The following is a 20,369-nucleotide window of genomic DNA, read 5'->3' as shown; positions in this document are numbered from 1 at the left end:
ATGCGATTCAGAAAAGAGGTTCGCATCTACGCATCAGCGTCATTTATATATTAAAGTGAATGAGTTCTTTTTCTTTTGCCCATTAAGTAAACAAGAGAATATACTTTTAGCAGTTCCGAGATAACGAACAATCCTAAATTTACCCAGACACTTGAAATACCAAACACACTTACCAGAAGTGGGAAAAAAGAAACCGAACATCTGAACGAAATTAGACGGAAAACTTCCTGAATAAGGGCAAATTTAATCGCAACGTCTTTTTTCTTAAAAAACAACCAAGCTGAAATAAAAAGTGAAAGTAATAAGAGCAAATCAAATATAAAAAAGAGTGTTACGATAAAGTAGTAACCGCCTCCTGAAACTACATCTGAGGTTCCTGTGAACGCGATTAAATCTGAAATGAAGGGGATCCTGTCCTGGCGAAGTGAGTTTACAGAATAAAGCAAAAGAGCCAGTACATCCATGCTTCCCCAGAAATACCATAATTTACTTTTTAAATTCATAATCCTCTTCTCTGACTCCAGGTATCCATTGCCATGATTTACCACTTACTGCCCAGGAATCATCGCTCTCAAGGTATTTCTGATAAATGGATCGTTGTTCTCCGTATCGTCTGATGACCGATTTCGCAGATATAAACACGCGCGATTCACCGTCCAGATCTCCGGGTAGCGCTGTCCAGCGCTGAATTTTATCGCGCGACGTATTCATGTAATCTTTACCGTCCGACCCAAATACTCGTCCCTCATCCCCCATGCTCGTCAGTCGATTAATCGCCATAATCACAACATTTTTTGTGCCATGATAATCATCTTCAACAGTTTTCCAGTAACCCGGTCCGTAATTATTGGTAGAGGGAACGAATGAATCACGCGTTGGGGCTGGTTTTCCAAATAGAGCGACATTATTTCGGTAACGTTCGAGGACGTAATTCACAAAAGCTGAGTTGTAGATCGTCTCATCAACACAAAACAACTCCCCTGACTCAGAGATGAAAAAGGGATATAGGGCTTTTGTCCGTTGACGGTGATCTATTAAGACCACCTCCCCTGAGTCAATTAACCGCTCTATTTTATTAAGATTTTGCGCATAGAGGGGATCAAAAACGGCATTAGGATTAAATTCGAAACGATGTCGTAACGTTAAACCATCAATGCTGTGAAATGGATTTGAAACGCCTCGCACCACAACAAACTCACGCCCTACGTCGCTCCGTGCATAGACAGGAGAGACAATCTTTTCGAATTCCTTTGGACGAAGCCTTTGGCTTCGAAGATCGTACACTTCCATAGTATCTCCTGTTTAAACTCCTACGGATTCACCAGCCAGGTGCCTGGCTTCGCAATATCCAGCGTCTGGGTACGCGTTCTTCCATTGCCTTCCAGTTCAATGCGGGTCTCGCCCGCAGGCAATTTCAGCGATGCGTAACCGTTATTGCCCGGACGCAGCGCTTTAGACTCGCCGTTCACCTTCAGCGTCTCGCCATCAAGCATGCGGATGTAGACCAGCGCGACCGGGCTGGCGTCGACAGGCGGCGCACTCTGCTGCGCCGTAGCAGGTGGCGCAACCGGCTCGCTCACGTCTGCCGTTGCCGGTCTGGTTTCCGCCTGGGCGGAGGTCTCAGCCGGAGGGCTCACGGCAGGCGTTTGCGCCGTCTGCGCTGGCGTTTCCTGACTGTCGCCGCCGAACAGCATCGCACCGGCAACCACCCCAACCAGCACGCCCGCGGCCACCAGCCCCGGAAGCTTGTAACGTCGCCAGTCCAGCGCGGAAGCAGATGTCTCCTCTTCCACCGGCACCAGCATCGTGCCGGTCTTCTTCGCGGTAAGCACCTCGTCGATACCGGCGACGGGCATCTCGATCAGCGCCGCGAACTCCTCAATGGATTGCGGACGGTCTTCCATATGCAGCGCCAGCGCCTTGTCGATGGCCTGTAGCAACGGGATAGAATACCCCTGCGGCATCAGCTCCACCAGCGGTTTGCAGGTATCCTGAATCGAACGCACCACGCTGACCGGCGGCGGAGAGCCGACGATGAGGGTGCGCAATACGGCGCCGAGCGCGTAGATATCCGTCCACGGCCCCTGCTCGCTTTCATTGTCGTCGGTATACTGCTCGATAGGCGCGAAGCCCGGACGCAGCATGGTTTCCGTCTCATCCGAGAGATTACCAATGGTGCGGCGCGCCGATCCGAAATCGAGCAGCACCGGCAGGCCGTTATCCTGAATCTGAATGTTATCCAGCGAGATGTCGCGGTGCAGATAACCCTCGTCGTGGATCGTTTTGATGGCGCCGAAGAGCATTGGCAGCATGCGGCGGATCCACGCCTCGTTAATCAGCTCCGGTTTCTCTTCGCGCAGACGCGACAGCGTGGTACCGCTGTAAAACAGCGTCCCCATATAGGCCGTGTCGTTTTGCACCCAGAAACGCAATACGTGCAGCAGGTTCGGGTGGTTGAAGCGCGCCAGCAGGCGGGCTTCCTGGATGAAGCTGTTCAGACCGGCAGAAAACGCTTTGCCGAAGCGCTCGCTGCGCAGCACCAGCGTCATATCCTCGCCGCGCACGGCGAGGGAGGAAGGCATAAATTCTTTGATAGCGATAGTGCGTTCGAGCTGGTGATCCCAGGCGCGATAGACGATGCCGAATCCGCCGCCGCCAATCACCTCTTTTATCTCAAACTCATTGAAACGGTACCCGACCGGGAGCGCGTTTGGGACAGTCCGATTGTTATCATTATCCGTCATCTTTTACAGTTCTCTTGATGATTATTACGCGGCAAACTGACAGTGGAACTCGCCCTGCTCGCAGGTGACATGCAGACGTCGGTACTGCTCGTCGCTGCGGCTGGCGGTAAGTAAAATCTGGCTCATCTGAGGCAGCAACGTATTGGTCAGAATCGCATCCACCATACGCCCGCCCGACTCAACCTCGGTACAGCGCTGAACAATCTGTTCGACCACGCTGTCGTCAAATTCAGAAATAATGTTGTGATTCTCTTCCAGACGACGCTGAATTCGCCTGAGCTGAAGACGCACAATCTGCCCCAGCATCTCGTCGCTCAGCGGGTAATACGGCACCACCAGCAGGCGGCCCAGCAGCGCAGGCGGGAACACCTCCAGCAGCGGCTGGCGCAGGGCGCCGCTTAACGCGTCAGGCTCCGGCATCAGTTCCGGGTCGGCGCACATGGCTGCGATCAGGTCGGTGCCGACGTTAGAGGTCAGAATAATAATGGTATTACGGAAATCAATGTGACGCCCTTCGCCGTCCTCCATCCAGCCCTTGTCGAAGACCTGGAAGAAGATCTCGTGCACGTCCGGGTGCGCTTTTTCAATTTCATCCAGCAGCACCACGCTGTAGGGACGGCGGCGCACGGCCTCGGTTAAGACGCCGCCTTCACCATAGCCCACATAGCCCGGAGGCGCACCTTTTAACGTCGAAACGGTGTGCGCTTCCTGGAATTCACTCATGTTGATGGTAATAACGTTCTGCTCGCCGCCGTAAAGCGACTCCGCCAGCGCCAGCGCGGTTTCGGTTTTACCCACGCCGGATGGCCCGCAGAGCATGAATACGCCGACCGGTTTGTTCGGATCGTCAAGCTTCGCCCGCGAGGTTTTTACCCGACGGGCAATCAGATCCAGACCGTGACGCTGACCAATAACACGCTGGTTCAGCGTGTCGGCCAGATTCAGCACCGCGTCGATCTCATTTTTCACCATCCGGCCCAGCGGGATCCCGGTCCAGTCTGAGACCACCGCAGCCACCACGTTCTCATCCACCGCGGCAAACAGCAGCGGTTCGTCACCCTGTAAGGTCTTCAGCGCCTGCTGCTGTTCTGCCAGCTGGCCGCGCAGTTCAGCCGTATCCTCATCACCCGCCGCAAACAGCGCGGCACGCAGACGGATAATCTCCTGCACCCGCGTGCGCTCTTCTTCCCAGCGACGGGCCAGAGCTTTGCGCTGGGTTTCGAACGCGTCACGTTCGGCGGTTAAGGCCGCCACACGCGCCGGATCGCCCGCCCCCACGCGCGCTTCGCGTTCAGCAATCTCCAGCTCCACGTCCAGGGCCGCCAGGTGACGCAGACAATCTTCCAGCTGGGCAGGCGGCGCGCTCTGGCTGACGGCCACGCGCGCGCAGGCGGTGTCCAGCAGCGCCACCGCTTTATCCGGCAGCTGACGCGCAGGAATATAGCGATGCGACAGTTTCACCGCCGCGCTGACCGCTTCGTCGAGAAGTAAAACCTGATGATGAGTTTCCAGCGGCGACACGGTGCTGCGCAGCATCAGCACGGCTTTGGCTTCGTCCGGCTCGTGAACCTGTACGGTCTGGAAACGGCGGGTCAGCGCCGGATCTTTCTCAATGTATTTTTTGTATTCCGCCCAGGTGGTCGCGCCGATGGTGCGCAGTTGCCCGCGCGCCAGGGCAGGCTTGAGCAGGTTAGCGGCATCGCCGGTGCCCTGTTGACCGCCTGCGCCAATCAGAGTGTGGATCTCATCGATAAACAGAATAATTGGCGTGGCGCTGGACTGCACCTCGTTAATCAGCGCCTGGAGGCGCGCCTCAAATTCCCCTTTCATGCCCGCTCCGGCCTGAAGCATGCCGATATCCAGCAGCCACAGCTGAACGTTTTGCAGCGGCTCCGGCACGTCGCCGTCAGCGATACGCAGCGCAAGCCCTTCCACCACCGCCGTTTTCCCGACGCCGGCTTCCCCGGTCAGCAGGGGGTTGTTCTGGCGACGACGCATCAGAATATCGACCATCTGGCGGATCTCTTCATCGCGCCCCACCACCGGGTCGATTTTCCCTTCCCGGGCGCGCGCCGTCAGATCCTGACCATACTGCGCCAGCGTGCCCTGCGCAGCCGGTACTGCCCCGGCAGGCGCGTCCGCAGCGGCGGCGGCCTGCTGGCTCTCTTTGCTGCTGGCGCAAATGGCGTCGAACTGCTCGATCAGCACCTCGACGTTAAGACGGGTGAACTGCGCCGAAATGCTTTTCAGCACGTTAGCCAGATTCCACGTTTTCATTATGCCGATCAGCAAATGGCCGCCGCGGATGCGGCTGACGCCAAACTTCAGCGAGCCGTAGACCCAGGCGCGCTCGACGGCGCTGTCGATATGCTCGGAAAGATCAGACACGGAACTCGCGCCACGCGGCAGGGCATCCAGCGCCGCCACGATATCGCGCGTCAGCTGCTGCTCATCAAGGGCGAAGTGACGGATGACCTGTTGCAGATCGCCATCCTGCTGCTGCATCAGCTGATGCAGCCAGTGCACCAGCTCAACGTACGGGTTGCCGCGCAGCTTACAGAAGGCAGTCGCGCTTTCCAGAGAGGTAAATAACAGCGTATCCAGTTTGCCGAAAAGCACGGCACGGCTAATTTCTGACATGTTAGTTTCCATTAACAATGATTCGGTATACGGAAGGATTATCGCTCTGCGCGATACACCAGATCGCCACGCGGAACAGGCTGAGGCTGAAGGCCGAGCCAGGTGTTGTACCCTAATCGCCCGGCGCTACCGAGCGTGGCGCCCTGCACCGCATCAGCGCGCAGGATCACCCGTGTTTCCCATTCAAATTCCACCCCGGCGTACTGTCGCACCCAGTCGCGCAGCTCGGTCACCCACCCTTCGCCCGGCAGAAAACGGTTGTAGTCGTCTGCGCTCAACGGGCCAATCTCAAGCCGAAATTTATGCTGCACGTCGCGTACCGCAATGCCGAGAAAAGCGGACTCTCCCATGCGCGGCATACGCCGCCCCTCGCCCAGCTGTGCCTGCTCCCGCGTTGAGAGCGGCATCCACTGCGGGACGTTGGCCACCAGCCTGACCGGCACGTTGAAATAGTTGCGCAGGATCTTCTCCAGCCCTTCCGGATCCCGCCCGTGGCGGGTCAGGTGCCCGGCGTGAGTAAAGCGGGCGTGCGCGCTCAGGCTGCCTTTCGACATCTGGGCAGGCTGCCCCATGCCAATCAGCGATGCCAGATACCCTTCGAAGCGCCTGTTGTCGTTGCGATCCAGTGAAACGGCAGGCTGCGCGTCCGCCCAGGCGCGGTAGAACAGCAGCGTCAGGCGGTGGTGAAAGAGGTCGGCAAACGCGCTGAGGCTGTGATCCTGATGATGATGAATACGCTCGCGGGCATACTCAGTCATGTGCACCGGCAGCGGGCCGTTAGGACCAAACAGGCCGAAGCTCAGTATGGAAACGTCATGCAGTCCGTTCTCTTCCCGCTGCCGGACCTCAGCAACCGTTGACGGCGCAAAGCCCATTGAAGGCTGCTGACCAATACGCAGCGGCTCAAATTTAGGCAGCGGCGCGCGCCCCAGCGGGTAACGCTCACCGCCCTGGGCATCAATGCGTCTTAACAGCTGGAACAGATCGTAGCGCCACGGCGTCTCGCGCACTCCGCGCCAGAACGCATCGGGCAGCGGCGTCAGGCGATGCACGCGCAGCGTTACAGGGGCAACTTCACTCATACCAGCGCCCTTTTACCCATGCGCGGCGCCCAGTAGCCGATTTCACCGCGCTGCTGGCTCTTGAGCGTGAACTCCGTAAAGCTGTTGATGGAGACCAGGCGGGCAAAAAGGCGTTCCAGCACGCTGCCGAAAAGCCACGGGCTGGCGCCGGAAAAGGCGCGTTCGTCCACCGTCAGGGTGATGCCGATCCCGCGGGCGAACACCACCGGGCCGGGTTCCGGCACGCGGCGGTGCACCGGCTCCAGCACGCAGTGACGAACGCCATCCACCTGACGGGCAACCGGGGTCTCGGCCAGGTTGGCATACAGCCCTAACAGCTGACGCAGCGCGGCAGCGCCCTCTTCGTTTTCGCTGTCCATCAGGCTGAGGTAGTTCATTTGCAGCTGGCTAATGAGCCGCCAGGTGCTGAACCCTTCCGCCAGCGCCGGACGCGGCGGCGTCGGGCCTTTACGCAGGGTTAACGCCTTCACCGGCATGGAGTCGGCCATAATAAACTGCCCAAGCTCCTGCTGGAGCATCAGAGGCAGGTCACGGCTGGTGCACAGCACCTCGGCGGAAATGTAGCGCAAATTCTCCTGCCACGGCGCGTGCTGCGCATCCACCAGCGAGACGAAGACCTCTGAGCCGATATAGCCCGTGCGGGTGCCATAGCGCAGCGCGTGTTCGGAGAGAACGCGCTGCTCACGGCGCAGGGAAAAATAGGCGCCGTAGTTGCCCGCGTCTCCGCTCCAGGTGCTCCAGAACGGACGAAACGTCTGGTCGTCCCGCTGACCATCCGCGCTGGCATAGATTTTTTTCACGGCATAAATTTCATAATCCAGCGGGCGGATGTTATCCACCACCAGGTGGTATTCATGCTGGCTTTCGCTCAGCTTCTGCCGGGCCGCCACTTTCGGGAACAGGTTGATCACCGGCGTGCAGTGCAGCGCCAGGTGGCTGGCATCCACCACGCGCTCCAGCTGATCGTCGCTCTTGTCGAGCAGAATGAAGATATCAAACGCTTTTTCGTCTTCGCAGCGCTGGATCAGCTTGCCCAGCCCGCTCAGGCTGATGAAACGAAAACGCGCCGGGAACGCAAAGTACTCCTGCAACAGGCGATAGCCGTCGAAGTTGCGCAGATCGTCCGGGAGCAGCGCCTGGTCCGCATTAAAGCCTTCCTGACGCAGGGCGTCAGACGACAGCAGCTGGCGCTGGGGCTGCTTGCTGACCGTCTGGCAGACAATACCCGCGTGGTGCTCCATCACCAGCTCCAGCAGCTTCAGCGCCTCGATGTCCGGGCCGCTTAAGAAGAACTCCAGGCGGTCAAAGTCCAGGTGCCCGAGATGCTGCGGGCCATCGCAGGCAATGCGGATCCGTAAGGCGCTGCTGATCCCCCGCTGGCTCAGGCCGAGCTGGGCCAGCGGCAGGTCGGCGGGAACGCCGCCCAGCTCGATCCGCTCAATTTTTAACGGCAGCAGGTTCACCTCGTGCGCCGTGGTATAGCTGCACGTAACGCCGGTTTTTTTCAGCGCCAGGCTGTCCATCATGGTGCCGCGCGGCACAATAAAGCCTTTGCTCAGGTCGCCCCGGCTGCTGTCGGGCTGAATTTCAGCGATCGCCATCGACGGCGTAGGTGCCAGATAATTTGGCGCAATCATCTCCAGCATACGCTGTGAAAAGCGCGGAAATTCGGCGTCCATTTTCATCTGCACGCGGGAGGTCAGGAAGGCGAAACCTTCCATCAGGCGCTCAATGTACGGGTCCGCCACTTCGATGCCGCGCATGCCGAGCCGCCCCGCCACTTTCGGGTAGCGTTCGGCGAACTCTGCGCCCATCTCGCGCAGATAGGCCAGTTCACGGTTGTAATATTCGAGCAGTTTGCTTTCCATAATTACCCCGCATCCTTCAGTTCAAAATGGCCGTTCTCAAGATCGACGTCGGTGCGAAAGAGAAATTCCAGCGGATACGGCACGCACCACAGGCGACCTTTGATTTCGATAGACAGAACGTTGTGCAGATCTAACGAGGAGGTATCGGACACGCAGCGAACCTGAAGCCCCTGCGGCAGGATCCGCGGTTCAAAGTTAATAATCGCTTCGGTGAGCTTGCGCTGAATATCGTGCCATTCAATATCGGACATTCTTTTCCCCGCCAGCGGCGACACGCCAAAATTCACGACGGAACGGCTCACCTGCGTCAGCCCGCTCAGATCGCTGGAGGCATCGTGGTTAATGGTGTTAAACAACCACTGTAAATCCCGCAGGACGTTACGACGCAGCGCGGCGTGGGTAATCAGATTGCTGTTGGCGGACTCGCGTTTTTTTTCCGGATCGTTATCCGTCAGGCGATCCAGCAGTGAGGGCTGCATTTTGTCGCGCGCCCCCACTTTCTCCTGCCTGCTGCGGGCCTGCCAGCCGCTGCGCAGCAGATCGCCTTCGCCAGCGGGATTACTCATCCGCACCATCCGAGGTAAATGTCACCAGGCTCAGGGTAAGCAGCGGGCTTTCGCTTTGCTCGCTCAGCCAGGCTTTCTGTCCCATGCCTTCATACAGGACGCCGTCATCGTCCAGCGGGAGCCATTCGGTGGTGCGCCCCAGCTTAACGCTGTCTGGCGCCCCGTCAGCAAACGGATAACGCGCCGGGATCTGACACACCTGCTCGGTGCCGTCCGTGAGGCGGACCAGCGCATGACGCCACACCAGATCGGTCACGCTGGCCGGAGCCTGAAAACGGATCGCGTCGATGGCGCAGAACGGCACCCAGAAATAACGGCCATTGACCAGGGTTTCACACACCGGCCCCAGACGGGCATCGCCGTCCATCAGCCATTCAAAGGTATGGCTCTCTTCATTCTCCAGCGTGACCTGCCCGCGGCTTGCCGGGGCCTGTTCGAGTGCCGCCAGGCGCAGCGTTTGCGCTTGCCCTGCGCTTTCGGTCAGCGCCTGGGCTAACGTCGTCAGCCACGGCCACTGCGCCTCGGGCATTGCCGGTCGTACCTCTCCCGCGAACACGCGCGCCCGCTGCTGTTCACCCTGAATGGCCTGCTCCAGCAGCGTTATGGTCGGTTTTGCCTGCGGCTTCAGCGCCAGCCAGCTTTTCAGCTGGGTCAGGGCGCGCGCCCAGTTGCCGCTGAGGATCAGAAACTGCACAAACGCAGCGCGCAGATCGGCATCCGCCGGACGGGCTTTGATATCGGCTTCCAGGCGAAGCAGCGCGTCGCTAATCGACTCCCCCGCCAGACGTTGATAAAGCGTATTCATAGCCCCTCCTTAATTCGCCGCGCGCCAGGCGCCCACTGCCGGATCGCGCAGCTGCGGACGCAGCGTGTCAATCAGAACAACGTTCAGCTCCGCGCCCGGTGCAACCCATGCGTTCCAGATCTTCTTCACCTCTGCGATACGCGCCTGGAGTCTGGCGTCGTCGCTGGCGATCTCACGGGTGATTTCCACCGCCACCGTGCCGTTGCTCTTCCAGCCGTTCAGGGTGCTGTCGTACGGCAGGATCATCCAGCTCTGGTCGCTGTTCGGGGTGCTGAAGACCATGCGTTCTTTGTTGACGGAGGTGATCAGCGCCTTTTCAGGATCGACCGCGTTGTTCAGCCCCATCACCGGGAAGCCGTGAATGTAGGTGACCGGAATCGCTTTCTGCGTCCCGTTACGGTTCTGCGTCACCACGGTGTGGCCGCTGAGCCAGCTGCCGTTGCCGCAGCGGGTGGTGTCGGAATCCGGAATAAACAGCGCTGGCGCGGAGGAACCGCCCTCCCAGAAGGTGCGCAGATGGCAACCGTCCTGAAGGGTGAACTCCTGCCATGGCGTACGATCTGCCGCCACGGTGTGCGTCTCCGGATTCTGGTCAGGCGGCAGCAGCGCGCCTGAGGTGGAGGTCGTTGCCGCCGCCGTTTCCTGCTGCTTCACCACCAGCGCCCAGTCCTGCGCTTTAGCCGCTGTGCCCCGGGCAAGCGTCGTGCCTTCCGGATCGTTAAGCGTCCAGTTCAGGGTATTCAGCTTGCTGCACTGGTGCTCCAGCAGCGAGCCAAGGCGCGGCACGAAGTTTTCCAGCACCGAAACCTCTTTCTTGCCGTTCGCCACGATACGCAGCGCCACGTCCGCCTTACACCAGCTTTGCGGCGTATTGTCTTTAATGTTGTCGATCCAGATATCCAGCTTCTGCGCAGGAGACTGCACGATGCGGAAGTTTTCAGCCTGTGCGGTGGTCGCCACCGTCAGAAGAGCCAAACCCGATAGCCAAAGTTTCATATCAATCCTTGTGTGTCTAATCAGTTCCGCAGGGAAGAAATTGTGCTGCGTCAGAGAGCGTATGCAGCAAAGTGGTGTCCTGAGGGTTGCCCATCCACACCGCCACGGCGGTATAGTTATCCTGAGCATTGCCCTCCTGTTCGGCATTCTTTTGAATGATTTGGTTCATTAAGGTCAGCCACTCCTGTGGCGTATTGACCATGTGCAGCGACTGCTTCATCTGCTCTTCGCTGACGCCGTGCCAGAAACCGTCGGTGCAGAGCAGGAAGGCATCACCGTCCTCAACCTGCACGACATCGCTGTAGCTCGCTTCCGGTCCGCCATTTTCAATACCCAGCGCCAGATACAGCAGGTTGCTGTTGAGATCGTCGGTCTGATGCCCGGCATCTTTCATCTGCTGGACGAGGCTGTGATCGGTGGTGACATGCCACAGCCAGCCGCGGCGAAACAGGTACAGGCGGCTGTCTCCGGCGTGCGCCCAGTAAGCCAGACGGTAATCCCTGTCGATAAACAGGCTGACCAGCGTGGTGCCCATCCGGCGATAGTCCTGCACGGCCTGTTGTTCGCTGAGAATGGTGCGGTTCGCCGTTTGGACGTAGTCACGAATATGCTGCGCATTCAGGTGCTTGTCGCCGTCAAAGCGGGAAATAATGCTGTTGCGGGCCAGCTCAGCGGCCACCTCGCCGCCCGGCAGGCCCGCGATGCCGTCACAGACGACAAAGCAGGCTGAACGTTCCCCGATGGTTTCTCCCGTCTGATCCTGGTTGCTGGCGCGCGTCCCCTGGCGGGAGAGAGAAGCCGTTGCGATATTCATTTTTCTTCCGATCCGCTTTGTGAGTCTTTGTACTGATTGACCTCCATGTCATAGGCATGGAGGAAGGCTTCGCCAAACAGGGTATGGAAGTCGTCCTCGATCTCGCCCGCCGTCTCGCCATAGCTACGCACGAAATAATCCCACAGCGCGGCTTTACGGCTGCCCGGCAGCGCCAGGCGTGACGTCATCCCGTTCTGCTTCGCCTGCTCTTCCAGCTGTTCCGGGTTAAAGGATTGCAGCATGGCGGCGATAATGGCGCGGATACCAGAGATCATCCCTAGCTGGTGTGCCTGGAGATCGATCAGCGCATCACGCACCGATTTGGTCGGCGGCATAAAGCCCGGCATCGGCGTGCCGAACATCTGGATAAGCACCGTTTTCCCGGTCGGCAACAGTTTGAACGGGTTGTTCGCATCGTCGAGCACCATGGTCATATCGGCTTTCACCCCACGCTTGAGGATGGAGCGCGAGGAGAGCAGCGCCACGGTCCCCTGCGAGAACATGCCCAGGATCTGCCCCAGCTGACGCATATTTTCCCGGTCGAATTGCGGTACCGGCTGCATTTCGCTCAGGCCCATGCCCTCCAGCAGCGCCTCCAGCAGTTCGCCCTGAAGCACCTCGCCCCGCTCGCCGGTCTGCGCGGAGGCAGCAGGCGATGCAGCGTTTTTAACCGGGTCGATACGCAGGCGGCCTTTAGGCGCCTGCGCGTTGCTGCGCGCCACGGCCTGCGGCGTTGGCATGGTGAAGCCAGCGTAATCAGGGCGCGCGGGCTCCTCTTCCGCGCGCGGCGCGTCCTGTGGTTCAGTCGGTTCCGGATCGAACAGCGGTGAGCTGGCCAGCGCATCCTCTTCCTGTGCGGCTTGCGGTTCAGGCTTTGGCTCCGGCTTATCGGCCACGATTTCATCCGGATGGGTTAACGGCGCGCCGCCCATCAGGCCGAGAGGGTCATCGTGACGCGCGGCAGGTGCGCTCGCCGACCCGCCAAACAGGGCTAACGGATCGAGTTCGTCCGACGCCTCTTCCTTTGGCTGGGCAGGTTTGCTTTCGTCCGGCTGTACCAGCGTTGAAGGGGTGACATCGTCAAAGATGCTCTCTTTTTTAAACAACGCTTCATCGCTAAACAGCGTGTCCGGATCAACGTTTTTACGTTCAAGCGACGGTTCGGCGTCGTTAAACATTGCCAGCGGATCTTCGGCATTCCGCTCCGGGGCCGCAGGCTGAGAGAACGGATCGTGGGATGCGGCGGGCTGTGGTTTTGCCCGGTTGCTGGAGATGCTGTCGGAGATGGAAAACTCCTGCATCAGGCTGTCCCAGATTTCCGACGGCACGGCCGTAGGTTCAGTTTTTCCGCGAGGCGCGGCGCTGGCCGGTTTCGGTTGCGGCGCTGGTGCAGGTGTCGCCGCTGGGCGCGCCTGCTGCATGCTGGCCGCCATGCGGCTTACGGGCTGGGTGTCATGAATGAGTTCGCTGACTTCAATGCGATAATCATCAATACCGAGAATATCCCCATCCTGAAGCTCAACCTGACGCCCACGCTCCAGCGGGATATCATTCAGTACCACGCGGGTAACGCTGCCGCGGTTTGTGACGCGGCATTCGCCACTGGCGTCGACGTGAACGATGGCCTGCAAACGCGAGATGGTGCGGTCATTGTCCGGCAGCACCAGATTGTTATCCGTACCGCGCCCAATGGTGCCGCCCGGGGCATAAAAATCACAGCTGCTTTGCGGCGGCTGATGACCGGGTTTCGTAGAAATAATCGTGAATCGCATGGCGTATTCCTGCTGGTATGATTAGCGCTCAAACGCTGCCGCTCTCGGGGATGAGAACGGCGGGGTTTGGGGGTTAAGGGCTGATTAAAGCTATTTGACTACATTCAGGAAAATAATGCCGATAAGCAGCCATAGCGTAAAAAGTAAGGCCTGAACTTTATAGCGTCGATGCAGTTTTAATATCCAGCCGATTCTCTCTTCCGGTAAAGCCTGAACGAATTTATAGGCATCATCCTGAACATTTCTGTTTTTGGTAAATTTCATCTTCACGCCTTTGTGAAGACGAACAAACCAGATTATTTTTTGATAGTTCGCCAGCGAACCAAAAAATAATGCGTAATTTGTCACCAGATCGAGATCGTAGCCTTTTTGCCGATATTCTGAAAGAAGCTGATTATATTCGGCCTCGTGTTTTTTAAAATAACGGGAACTGATGAGATCCATAATTACGACAAGTAAAAATAAAACAACAATCAGAAATAAAAGAATATTTTCTACATTCACCATAGTTTATCCATGACATACTCAGTTGCTCCACCGGCAACTTCGCCACCAATGTATCCACCCGCAGCGGCGCCTACCACAGAACACGCGAGCAACCCTACACCACCTGTTGCCACGCCCAATGCAACACATACGCCAGCCCCAGCCATGGCGCCATATTTTCCGCCATAAATCCCGCCCGCAAGACTGGTGCCAAATTGACTGTACTTCTTAACGGCGACTTTGGAACAACTCTGCTCTCTACCTACTGTACAGGCATCGTAAACTTCATTGGTTGTGTTTGCACCAGCGAAGCCGATAGCAAGCCATCCTCCCATTTTCAGAAAACGGGCAGCTTTTGAAGCATTGTCTACATATGTTGAATACCCTCGTATCGAGGCAACACCCGCAGTACTCCATTCGTGGACAATTGACCTGCTTGATAAACCTAAAGCGTGCTTGATTTCTTCATAAGGTTTCAGTTTCAGCGTTAGTCTGGACAGCTTATTTAATAAAACGTCCAGCTCAGAAAAAAGTTTTTGCCTTTCAACAAAAAACTGCTGCCCGATCAATGTGCCTTGCGTTCTGTATTGATTTTGATAAGCCAGTTCGATAGCTTTTAATTTCTTTTCTATTTCGCTAAAGTACCTTTCACCTGCATCAGCAACCACCCCGAGAGATTTATCCATAAAATTAGTTAATGCTGCGATGGTACTAAAATGCTTGTTAAAGAAATTAGCTTCATCTGTATTCAGTTCTGCCAATGCTCCATTAACCTTTTGCTTTGCATTTTGTAATTGTTTTAGCTGAACCGCATTTTCAGCACCCGGAGCATTAAGGATCAATATTTGCCCGGGTTTTAACCACCGTGTGTCCCTGTTCACTTGCATAAAATAACGTGCCGCTTCACTGTCTGGTTTATTGAACAGTAGTCTTGCCTGGAAATCTAACGTACCAGCCTGCTGAACAACACAATAACCAGGAGCAACCGTTGATTTTACGCTCATATTGACATCCCTTTGCAAACGAAATTAAGTCTCTATAAATAATGACCGGGGAAAACTCCCCGGTCACGCGCGCAATTACGCTTCTTTGTTTTCTTTGATGTTCCAGCCAGCGCTGCTTTCAGCACCTTTACCACCGGCAGTGGTCTGCTCCCAGTACTGCTGTTTCACTTTCGCAGCCTGGAATGCATAGGTCACGCCAACGGTATCGCCGTTGTCTGCACCCGTGTACTGAACGGAAGTCACGAGAACGTCTTCCAGGGTGATGCGGGTGTATTCAACCTGCTGACCACCCGCTTTGCAGACGGACAGTTCAACTTTGGTCAGGTGTTTACCGCTTGCGCAGTGTTTCAGGATTGCTGTAGTGGATTTGTCGATCAGAGCGTTAACGTGCAGATCGTTAAAGTTCACTTTACCGGCACCGCCGCCACCGCCAACGCTCATATTACCTGGCTGGGACGCGCCCCAGGAGAAGGAGGTAATATCAGTCCAGCCGGTGTGGTTAGAATCTTTAGATTCGCCCGTAACACCCTCGACCTTCAGAAACATATCAATAGCCATAATATCTACTCTTCGTGGATGAACAATATTGCTTTCGAAAAAGCCCTTATATGGCAAACAGGAAAGCATGGGGCTGAATAAAACCGTCCATATTTTACCTCTGCCTCATATCAAACGACCCGTGTCATTTGACAGTCTTACATTCCCCCTGAACGAAAGGAAAGAATGTGAAGTCTTATACTATTGTGGATTATCCTGAATCCAGGTGCGGTCAGGATTTCCGATGATTAATTGAGGAGCAAGTTGATTAAGTTCGTCACTATGATAAAGACGCAGGCAGTTTAAGGTTACGCCTTTTACATCGGGTTTTCTCTCAGAATGAAAGGCATTGGTTGCACCTTTATATTTATTAATGAGAGCATTAATTTTGTCATTGCCATTTTCAATATCGAAAGGCACCCATTCCAGTAATGCGCTACTGCTACGGGCTGCATCCAGAGAAAACTGGCTTTTATCATCTGCAACTTGTGCCAGGCAGCGAGAAAAAACAACGTCTTTAACAACTTGCTTATAAGGCATTTTTTTGACAAACGACACCGGATCGTCAGTTGCATACACAGAGGCGGAACTGGTGAGCAACAGTAGACTAGCAATCATTTTTTTCATGGCAACTCCCAAAAATTAGCTTTGGTCGTCGTGTAATTCGTCTCCGGCGCATTGAAATAACAGTGATCCGAACAGGTTAAACCATTCCAGAATGTTGCATGACCTGCGGCGTCACTCCAGCCCTGTACCTCAAACAGAATGACGCCCTTTTTGTTGGCTAATTGCTCAACGGGTAAGGAAGGATAACTCACGATCATGTCAGGTTTACCCCACTGACGCGTCAACCAGGCAATGACATCCTTTACGCGGTAGAAGTACCATTTATTATCAGCACCGGATACCGTGAGATTTGCAATACGCGGAACGGGATGCCCGGTATAGTTAAGAACATAACTCATCCGTACGGCACAACTATTTGACCACCCGCCCTCATCTGGCGCTATTTCGAAGTTGTGCTTAACTTTGCCGCCGATAACTTGCTTAACTTTGCCGATAGAATCATTTGCATCGTAAATACGTGTTGCCGCCGCCCAGGCAGCAACAAACGAAGGTCTCGCGGTCATATTTCCTCTCAAATTTCCATACTATAAAGCTAACGCCGGGCATGGCCCCCCGGCGGCAATTATCATTACGCGTCCTTCGTCTTCAGCGACGGCAGTTTAGATACCAGACGCAGGGAAACGGTCAGACCTTCCAGCTGGTAGTGCGGACGCAGGAAGAACTTCGCGGCGTAGTAGCCCGGGTTGTCTTCGATTTCCTGCACCTGCACTTCCGCCGCCGCCAGCGGTTTGCGGGACTTGGTTTCCTGGGAGGAGTTAGCCGGGTCGCCGTCCACGTAGTTCATCACCCAGTCGTTCAGCCAGCGTTCCATCTCTTCGCGCTCGCGGAAGGAGCCGATTTTGTCGCGCACGATGCACTTCAGGTAGTGAGCAAAACGGCAGCAGGCGAACAGGTACGGCAGACGGGAGGCCAGGCGCGCGTTCGCGGTGGCGTCCGGGTCATGATACTCGGCCGGTTTTTGCAGAGACTGCGCGCCGATGAAGGCGGCGAAGTCGGAGTTTTTGCGGTGCACCAGCGGCATAAAGCCGTTTTTCGCCAGTTCCGCTTCACGACGGTCGCTGATGGCGATCTCGGTCGGGCACTTCATGTCCACGCCACCGTCATCGCTCGGGAAGGTGTGGCACGGCAGGTTTTCCACCGCCCCGCCGGATTCCACGCCGCGAATCGAGGTGCACCAGCCGTACTCTTTGAAGGAGCGGTTGATGTTGGCTGCCATCGCATAGGCCGCGTTCGCCCAGGAGTAGCTGTTGTGGTTCGCGCCGTCGGTCTGCTCTTCAAAATCGAAGCTGTCCACCGGGTTGGTGCGAATACCGTACGGCAGACGCGACAGGAAGCGCGGCATCACCAGGCCCAGATAGCGGGCATCTTCCGATTCACGCAGTGAACGCCAGGCAGCGTATTCGGTGTTCTGGAAGATCTTGGTCAGGTCGCGCGGGTTAGCCAGCTCCTGCCAGGACTCCATCTGCATCACGCCCGGCGCGGTGCCGGTGATGAACGGACAGTGGGCCGCAGAGCCGATGCGCGCCATCTCGCCCAGCAGCTCAACGTCCTGCGGGCTGTGGTCGAAGTAGTAATCGCCCACGATGCAGCCAAACGGCTCGCCACCGAACTGGCCGTACTCCTGCTCGTAGATTTTTTTGAAGATCGGGCTCTGGTCCCAGCCCACGCCCTTGTAGCGCTTCAGGGTGCGGCCCAGCTCCTGCTTGGAGATGCTCATAAAGCGGATCTTCAGCATCTCGTCGGTTTCGGTATTGTTCACCAGGTAGCTCAGCCCGCGCCAGGCGCTCTCCAGCTTCTGGAACTCCTCGTGGTGAATAATCTGGTTCACCTGCTGTGAAAGCTGCTCGTCAATACCGGCAATCAGGTTCTGAATGGTGCGGTAGGTATCGTTTGAGAAGGTCACGGTGTTTTCCAGCGCCTGCTGCGCCAGGGTTTTAACCGCGCTTTCTACGGCAGAGCGCGCCTGATCGGTTTTCGGGCGGAACTCTTTATTCAGCAGCGCGCTGAACTCGTCCTGGCTGAACGCCTGGCCCGCCTGCTGATCGTGTTGTTGAGTCTGGTTGCTCATCGATTATTCCTCGCTACCTTTCGCACTTTCGTCATTTTTTGGCAACTGGCTCAGGGATTTGAGCAGCGTCGGATCCTGGAGAATTTTCGCGATCAGCTCTTCCGCACCGTTTTTACCGTCCATGTAGGTCAGCAGGTTGGAGAGCTGGGTACGGGCTTCCAGCAGCTTGTTCAGCGGCTCTACTTTGCGGGCCACCGCGTCCGGCAGGAAGTCGTCCATGCTGTCGAAGGTCAGATCGACATTGAGCTTACCTTCGCCGGTCAGGGTGTTATCCACCTGGAACGCCACGCGCGGCTTCAGCGCCTTCATGCGTTCGTCGAAGTTGTCGATGTCGATTTCCAGGAACTTACGCTCGTCGACGGCTGGCAGATTTTCCACCGGCTTGCCAACCAGATCGGCCATAACGCCCATCACAAACGGCAGCTGAATTTTGCGTTCTGCGCCGTAGATCTCTACGTCGTACTCGATCTGCACGCGGGGAGCACGGTTGCGTGCGATGAATTTCTGTCCACTGTTACTCATTGCCATGATGTTCTCCATCAAAGATGCGCGGTGAAGGTGAAACGGCAGACTCCATGCCTGTCGTCATAATGCCAGGACGCGTCATTCGCGGCGTCCAAAGATGTTTTCCAGTTGGTTAACGCCGTCTGGCGCCAGGTCGCGAATAATGTCCATAAAGTTGAGTTCAGACAGCCGCTGCACCCGTTCAATCATCAGCGGTGCGGGATGGCTGGGTTCGTACTGCGCAAAATACTGCTTCGCTTTTTCCAGCATCAGCTGGGCGTCGGCGCGGCTGGTCACCTGCACGCTGCGCCAGTCCGTCACCTGCTGAACGGGCGACGCGGCCACCGGCTGCGGCTCGGCGTGCTGTTCAGCCTGCGCGTCACGGTTCGGCAGCAGCTTGCTGATATCGGTCACCTGACAGGCGCTGGAAACCAGTCCGACGGTTTTCAACAGCTGTTCCATCTCCGGTACGCCACTTTCCCCGAGATAGCCGGTAAGCAGTTCGCGGATGGCCAGCAGGCGTTCGTTGATCACGATTACCGCTTCGGTGCCGGGCTGATCGCCCCGGGCCAGCTCATCGATCAGTCGTGGACGACCGCCCGGATAATCCGGACACTCGGTTTTACTGCCGTCAAGCAGCGCCTGGGCGTCACGGAGCGAAATCTCATCGCCGTTTGAGCGGAGCAGTGAGGCGTTACGCACCGCGACCGTCAGGTCAGATTTATCACTCAGCCCGGCGAGGGCGTTGATACGGTAGAACGGATCGGTTTCGCCATACTCTTCCAGCAGCGGGTAAAGTTGCTCCCAGTAACGGGACAGGGCTTCCTGCACCAGCAGTAGCCCGTCGGCGTAACCTGCCAGCCCGCGACGACGCGTCCAGGCATGGGTTAACGCCAGCATGACGCGAAGATCTTTGGTGCGACCCAGCAGGCTGGTGGCGAGTTTTTCCACCGTGTTCCAGTCGGCAGGCTCTGCCGGAATGATGGTGTCGCCAAACTGCTGCTCGGCTTTACCCTGACTGGCCTGACCCATGGCCTGGAAATCAGCGTCGTACTCCAGGTTTTCACCGCAGGGGTTATCGGGGCTTATCGGCGCGAGAAATTCATCGATATTCATAAGATCCCTGCTTATTCAAACATAGGCGGGTAAAGACCGTGGCGGCCCGGACGGGCGCCGCCTGCCGGATCGAACAGCAGCGTAAAGAGCTGCCCGGTGAAGTTTCCGCTGTGGACGTGGGTGTACAGCGGATAGCCGTCGCAGCGGTTTGTCCACCAGTAGCTGGTCTGGCGCAGCGGATCAAAACACTCTGCCGCCTGCGGCCAGCCCAGCGTGCTCTGACCATCGTCGTCATAGCCAATCACGTCGAGAATGTCGGAACGCTTTTGCGGCTCAACCGGCTGGGGCGCCGGGATGGTCATCAGCATTTCATCCAGCTGGGAGGCAGAATAGCTGTTACGCACCGCGTGCAGCCCCAGACGGCCAAGCTGCTGGTACCAGCTTTCAGCCTGCCCGAGCAGGCGGGATGACCACTCGGCGGGGGTGAAGCTCAGTTGCAGGCATACCGGATAGTGGCGGCCTACGCTGTCACGGCCCGGCAGCAGGCAGCCCATCTGAATCATCTGGCTACCGAGCATCGGCGGGACGACAAAGTTCCACACCGGGGCTTTAGAAAACGGGCGCTCGCCGCTGCGCTGCTCTTCCTGTTGCCAGGCCAGCAGGCCGACCTGGAACCAGTGCGACCACTGGCGTTGCAGGGTATCCGGAAAGCGACGCTGCAAAAAATCTCCGGCGCTGGGTAATTTGCCATACCAGCTATAACGGTTCATCGCAGGGGTATTCGTCATACGGCTGTCCTT

General features: G+C 56.9%; 20 protein-coding genes. All 20 read right to left on the bottom strand.

Annotation, left to right across the window (positions count from 1 at the left end; translation table 11 throughout):
* Positions 1-50: 50 nt before the first annotated feature.
* Positions 51-503, bottom strand: a complete 453-nt coding sequence (locus SK62_RS08905) for a hypothetical protein (RefSeq protein WP_032648547.1) — start codon at positions 501-503, stop codon at positions 51-53.
* Positions 487-1,290 (bottom strand): hypothetical protein, encoded by an 804-nt coding sequence (locus tag SK62_RS08900; RefSeq protein ID WP_047719481.1) that lies wholly within the window; start codon positions 1,288-1,290, stop codon positions 487-489. Before SK62_RS08900 ends, SK62_RS08905 begins: the two co-directional genes overlap by 17 nt.
* Before the next feature lie 20 nt (positions 1,291-1,310).
* Positions 1,311-2,744 carry a serine/threonine protein kinase gene (locus SK62_RS08895; RefSeq protein WP_047719480.1) on the bottom strand — a complete coding sequence of 478 codons (1,434 nt, stop codon included), beginning with the start codon at positions 2,742-2,744 and terminating at the stop codon, positions 1,311-1,313.
* Positions 2,745-2,768: 24 nt separating this feature from the next.
* Positions 2,769-5,384, bottom strand: a complete 2,616-nt coding sequence (gene tssH, locus SK62_RS08890) for a type VI secretion system ATPase TssH (protein WP_047719479.1) — start codon at positions 5,382-5,384, stop codon at positions 2,769-2,771.
* Positions 5,385-5,422: 38 nt separating this feature from the next.
* Positions 5,423-6,466, bottom strand: coding sequence for a type VI secretion system baseplate subunit TssG (gene tssG, locus SK62_RS08885; RefSeq protein ID WP_045911218.1), 1,044 nt, complete (start codon positions 6,464-6,466; stop codon positions 5,423-5,425).
* Complete coding sequence (tssF, locus tag SK62_RS08880) at positions 6,463-8,334, bottom strand: type VI secretion system baseplate subunit TssF (RefSeq protein ID WP_023296775.1); 1,872 nt, start codon at positions 8,332-8,334, stop codon at positions 6,463-6,465. Before tssF ends, tssG begins: the two co-directional genes overlap by 4 nt.
* 2 nt (positions 8,335-8,336) lie before the next feature.
* Complete coding sequence (gene tssE / locus SK62_RS08875) at positions 8,337-8,900, bottom strand: type VI secretion system baseplate subunit TssE (RefSeq protein ID WP_047719478.1); 564 nt, start codon at positions 8,898-8,900, stop codon at positions 8,337-8,339.
* Positions 8,893-9,705 (bottom strand): type VI secretion system accessory protein TagJ, encoded by an 813-nt coding sequence (locus SK62_RS08870; protein ID WP_047719477.1) that lies wholly within the window; start codon positions 9,703-9,705, stop codon positions 8,893-8,895. The genes tssE and SK62_RS08870 overlap by 8 nt, the downstream gene beginning before the upstream one ends.
* 9 nt (positions 9,706-9,714) lie before the next feature.
* Positions 9,715-10,701, bottom strand: coding sequence for a hypothetical protein (locus SK62_RS08865; RefSeq protein ID WP_040117762.1), 987 nt, complete (start codon positions 10,699-10,701; stop codon positions 9,715-9,717).
* Positions 10,702-10,717: 16 nt separating this feature from the next.
* Entirely contained in the window at positions 10,718-11,515 is a 798-nt protein-coding gene (locus SK62_RS08860) for a PP2C family protein-serine/threonine phosphatase (RefSeq protein ID WP_003859969.1), read from the bottom strand.
* Complete coding sequence (gene tagH, locus SK62_RS08855; RefSeq protein WP_047719476.1) at positions 11,512-13,287, bottom strand: type VI secretion system-associated FHA domain protein TagH; 1,776 nt, start codon at positions 13,285-13,287, stop codon at positions 11,512-11,514. Before tagH ends, SK62_RS08860 begins: the two co-directional genes overlap by 4 nt.
* Before the next feature lie 90 nt (positions 13,288-13,377).
* Positions 13,378-13,794 carry a hypothetical protein gene (locus SK62_RS08850; protein WP_047719475.1) on the bottom strand — a complete coding sequence of 139 codons (417 nt, stop codon included), beginning with the start codon at positions 13,792-13,794 and terminating at the stop codon, positions 13,378-13,380.
* Positions 13,788-14,777, bottom strand: coding sequence for a hypothetical protein (locus SK62_RS08845; RefSeq protein ID WP_047719474.1), 990 nt, complete (start codon positions 14,775-14,777; stop codon positions 13,788-13,790). Before SK62_RS08845 ends, SK62_RS08850 begins: the two co-directional genes overlap by 7 nt.
* Before the next feature lie 75 nt (positions 14,778-14,852).
* Positions 14,853-15,335, bottom strand: coding sequence for an Hcp family type VI secretion system effector (locus tag SK62_RS08840; protein ID WP_014884229.1), 483 nt, complete (start codon positions 15,333-15,335; stop codon positions 14,853-14,855).
* Positions 15,336-15,515: 180 nt separating this feature from the next.
* Positions 15,516-15,941 carry a T6SS amidase immunity protein Tai4 family protein gene (locus tag SK62_RS08835; RefSeq protein WP_017693279.1) on the bottom strand — a complete coding sequence of 142 codons (426 nt, stop codon included), beginning with the start codon at positions 15,939-15,941 and terminating at the stop codon, positions 15,516-15,518.
* The gene (locus SK62_RS08830; protein WP_017384301.1) at positions 15,938-16,444 is read right to left on the bottom strand and encodes a type VI secretion system amidase effector protein Tae4; all 507 of its coding nucleotides are present in this window, start codon (positions 16,442-16,444) and stop codon (positions 15,938-15,940) included. The genes SK62_RS08835 and SK62_RS08830 overlap by 4 nt, the downstream gene beginning before the upstream one ends.
* A 65-nt stretch (positions 16,445-16,509) precedes the next feature.
* Positions 16,510-18,009, bottom strand: a complete 1,500-nt coding sequence (tssC, locus tag SK62_RS08825; RefSeq protein WP_006810956.1) for a type VI secretion system contractile sheath large subunit — start codon at positions 18,007-18,009, stop codon at positions 16,510-16,512.
* Positions 18,010-18,012: 3 nt separating this feature from the next.
* A complete protein-coding gene (gene tssB / locus SK62_RS08820; protein WP_008502644.1) occupies positions 18,013-18,537 on the bottom strand; it encodes a type VI secretion system contractile sheath small subunit in 525 nt (174 codons plus the stop codon).
* A gap of 75 nt (positions 18,538-18,612) precedes the next feature.
* A complete protein-coding gene (gene tssA, locus SK62_RS08815) occupies positions 18,613-19,629 on the bottom strand; it encodes a type VI secretion system protein TssA (RefSeq protein ID WP_015570331.1) in 1,017 nt (338 codons plus the stop codon).
* An 11-nt stretch (positions 19,630-19,640) separates the two neighbouring features.
* Entirely contained in the window at positions 19,641-20,357 is a 717-nt protein-coding gene (gene tagF, locus SK62_RS08810) for a type VI secretion system-associated protein TagF (RefSeq protein ID WP_015570330.1), read from the bottom strand.
* Positions 20,358-20,369 lie beyond the last annotated feature (12 nt).

The sequence above is a fragment of the Enterobacter sp. BIDMC109 genome, from assembly GCF_001037885.1.
In the GTDB taxonomy this organism is placed as follows: domain Bacteria; phylum Pseudomonadota; class Gammaproteobacteria; order Enterobacterales; family Enterobacteriaceae; genus Enterobacter; species Enterobacter hormaechei_C.
This window is presented reverse-complemented; position numbering and strand designations above follow the sequence as displayed.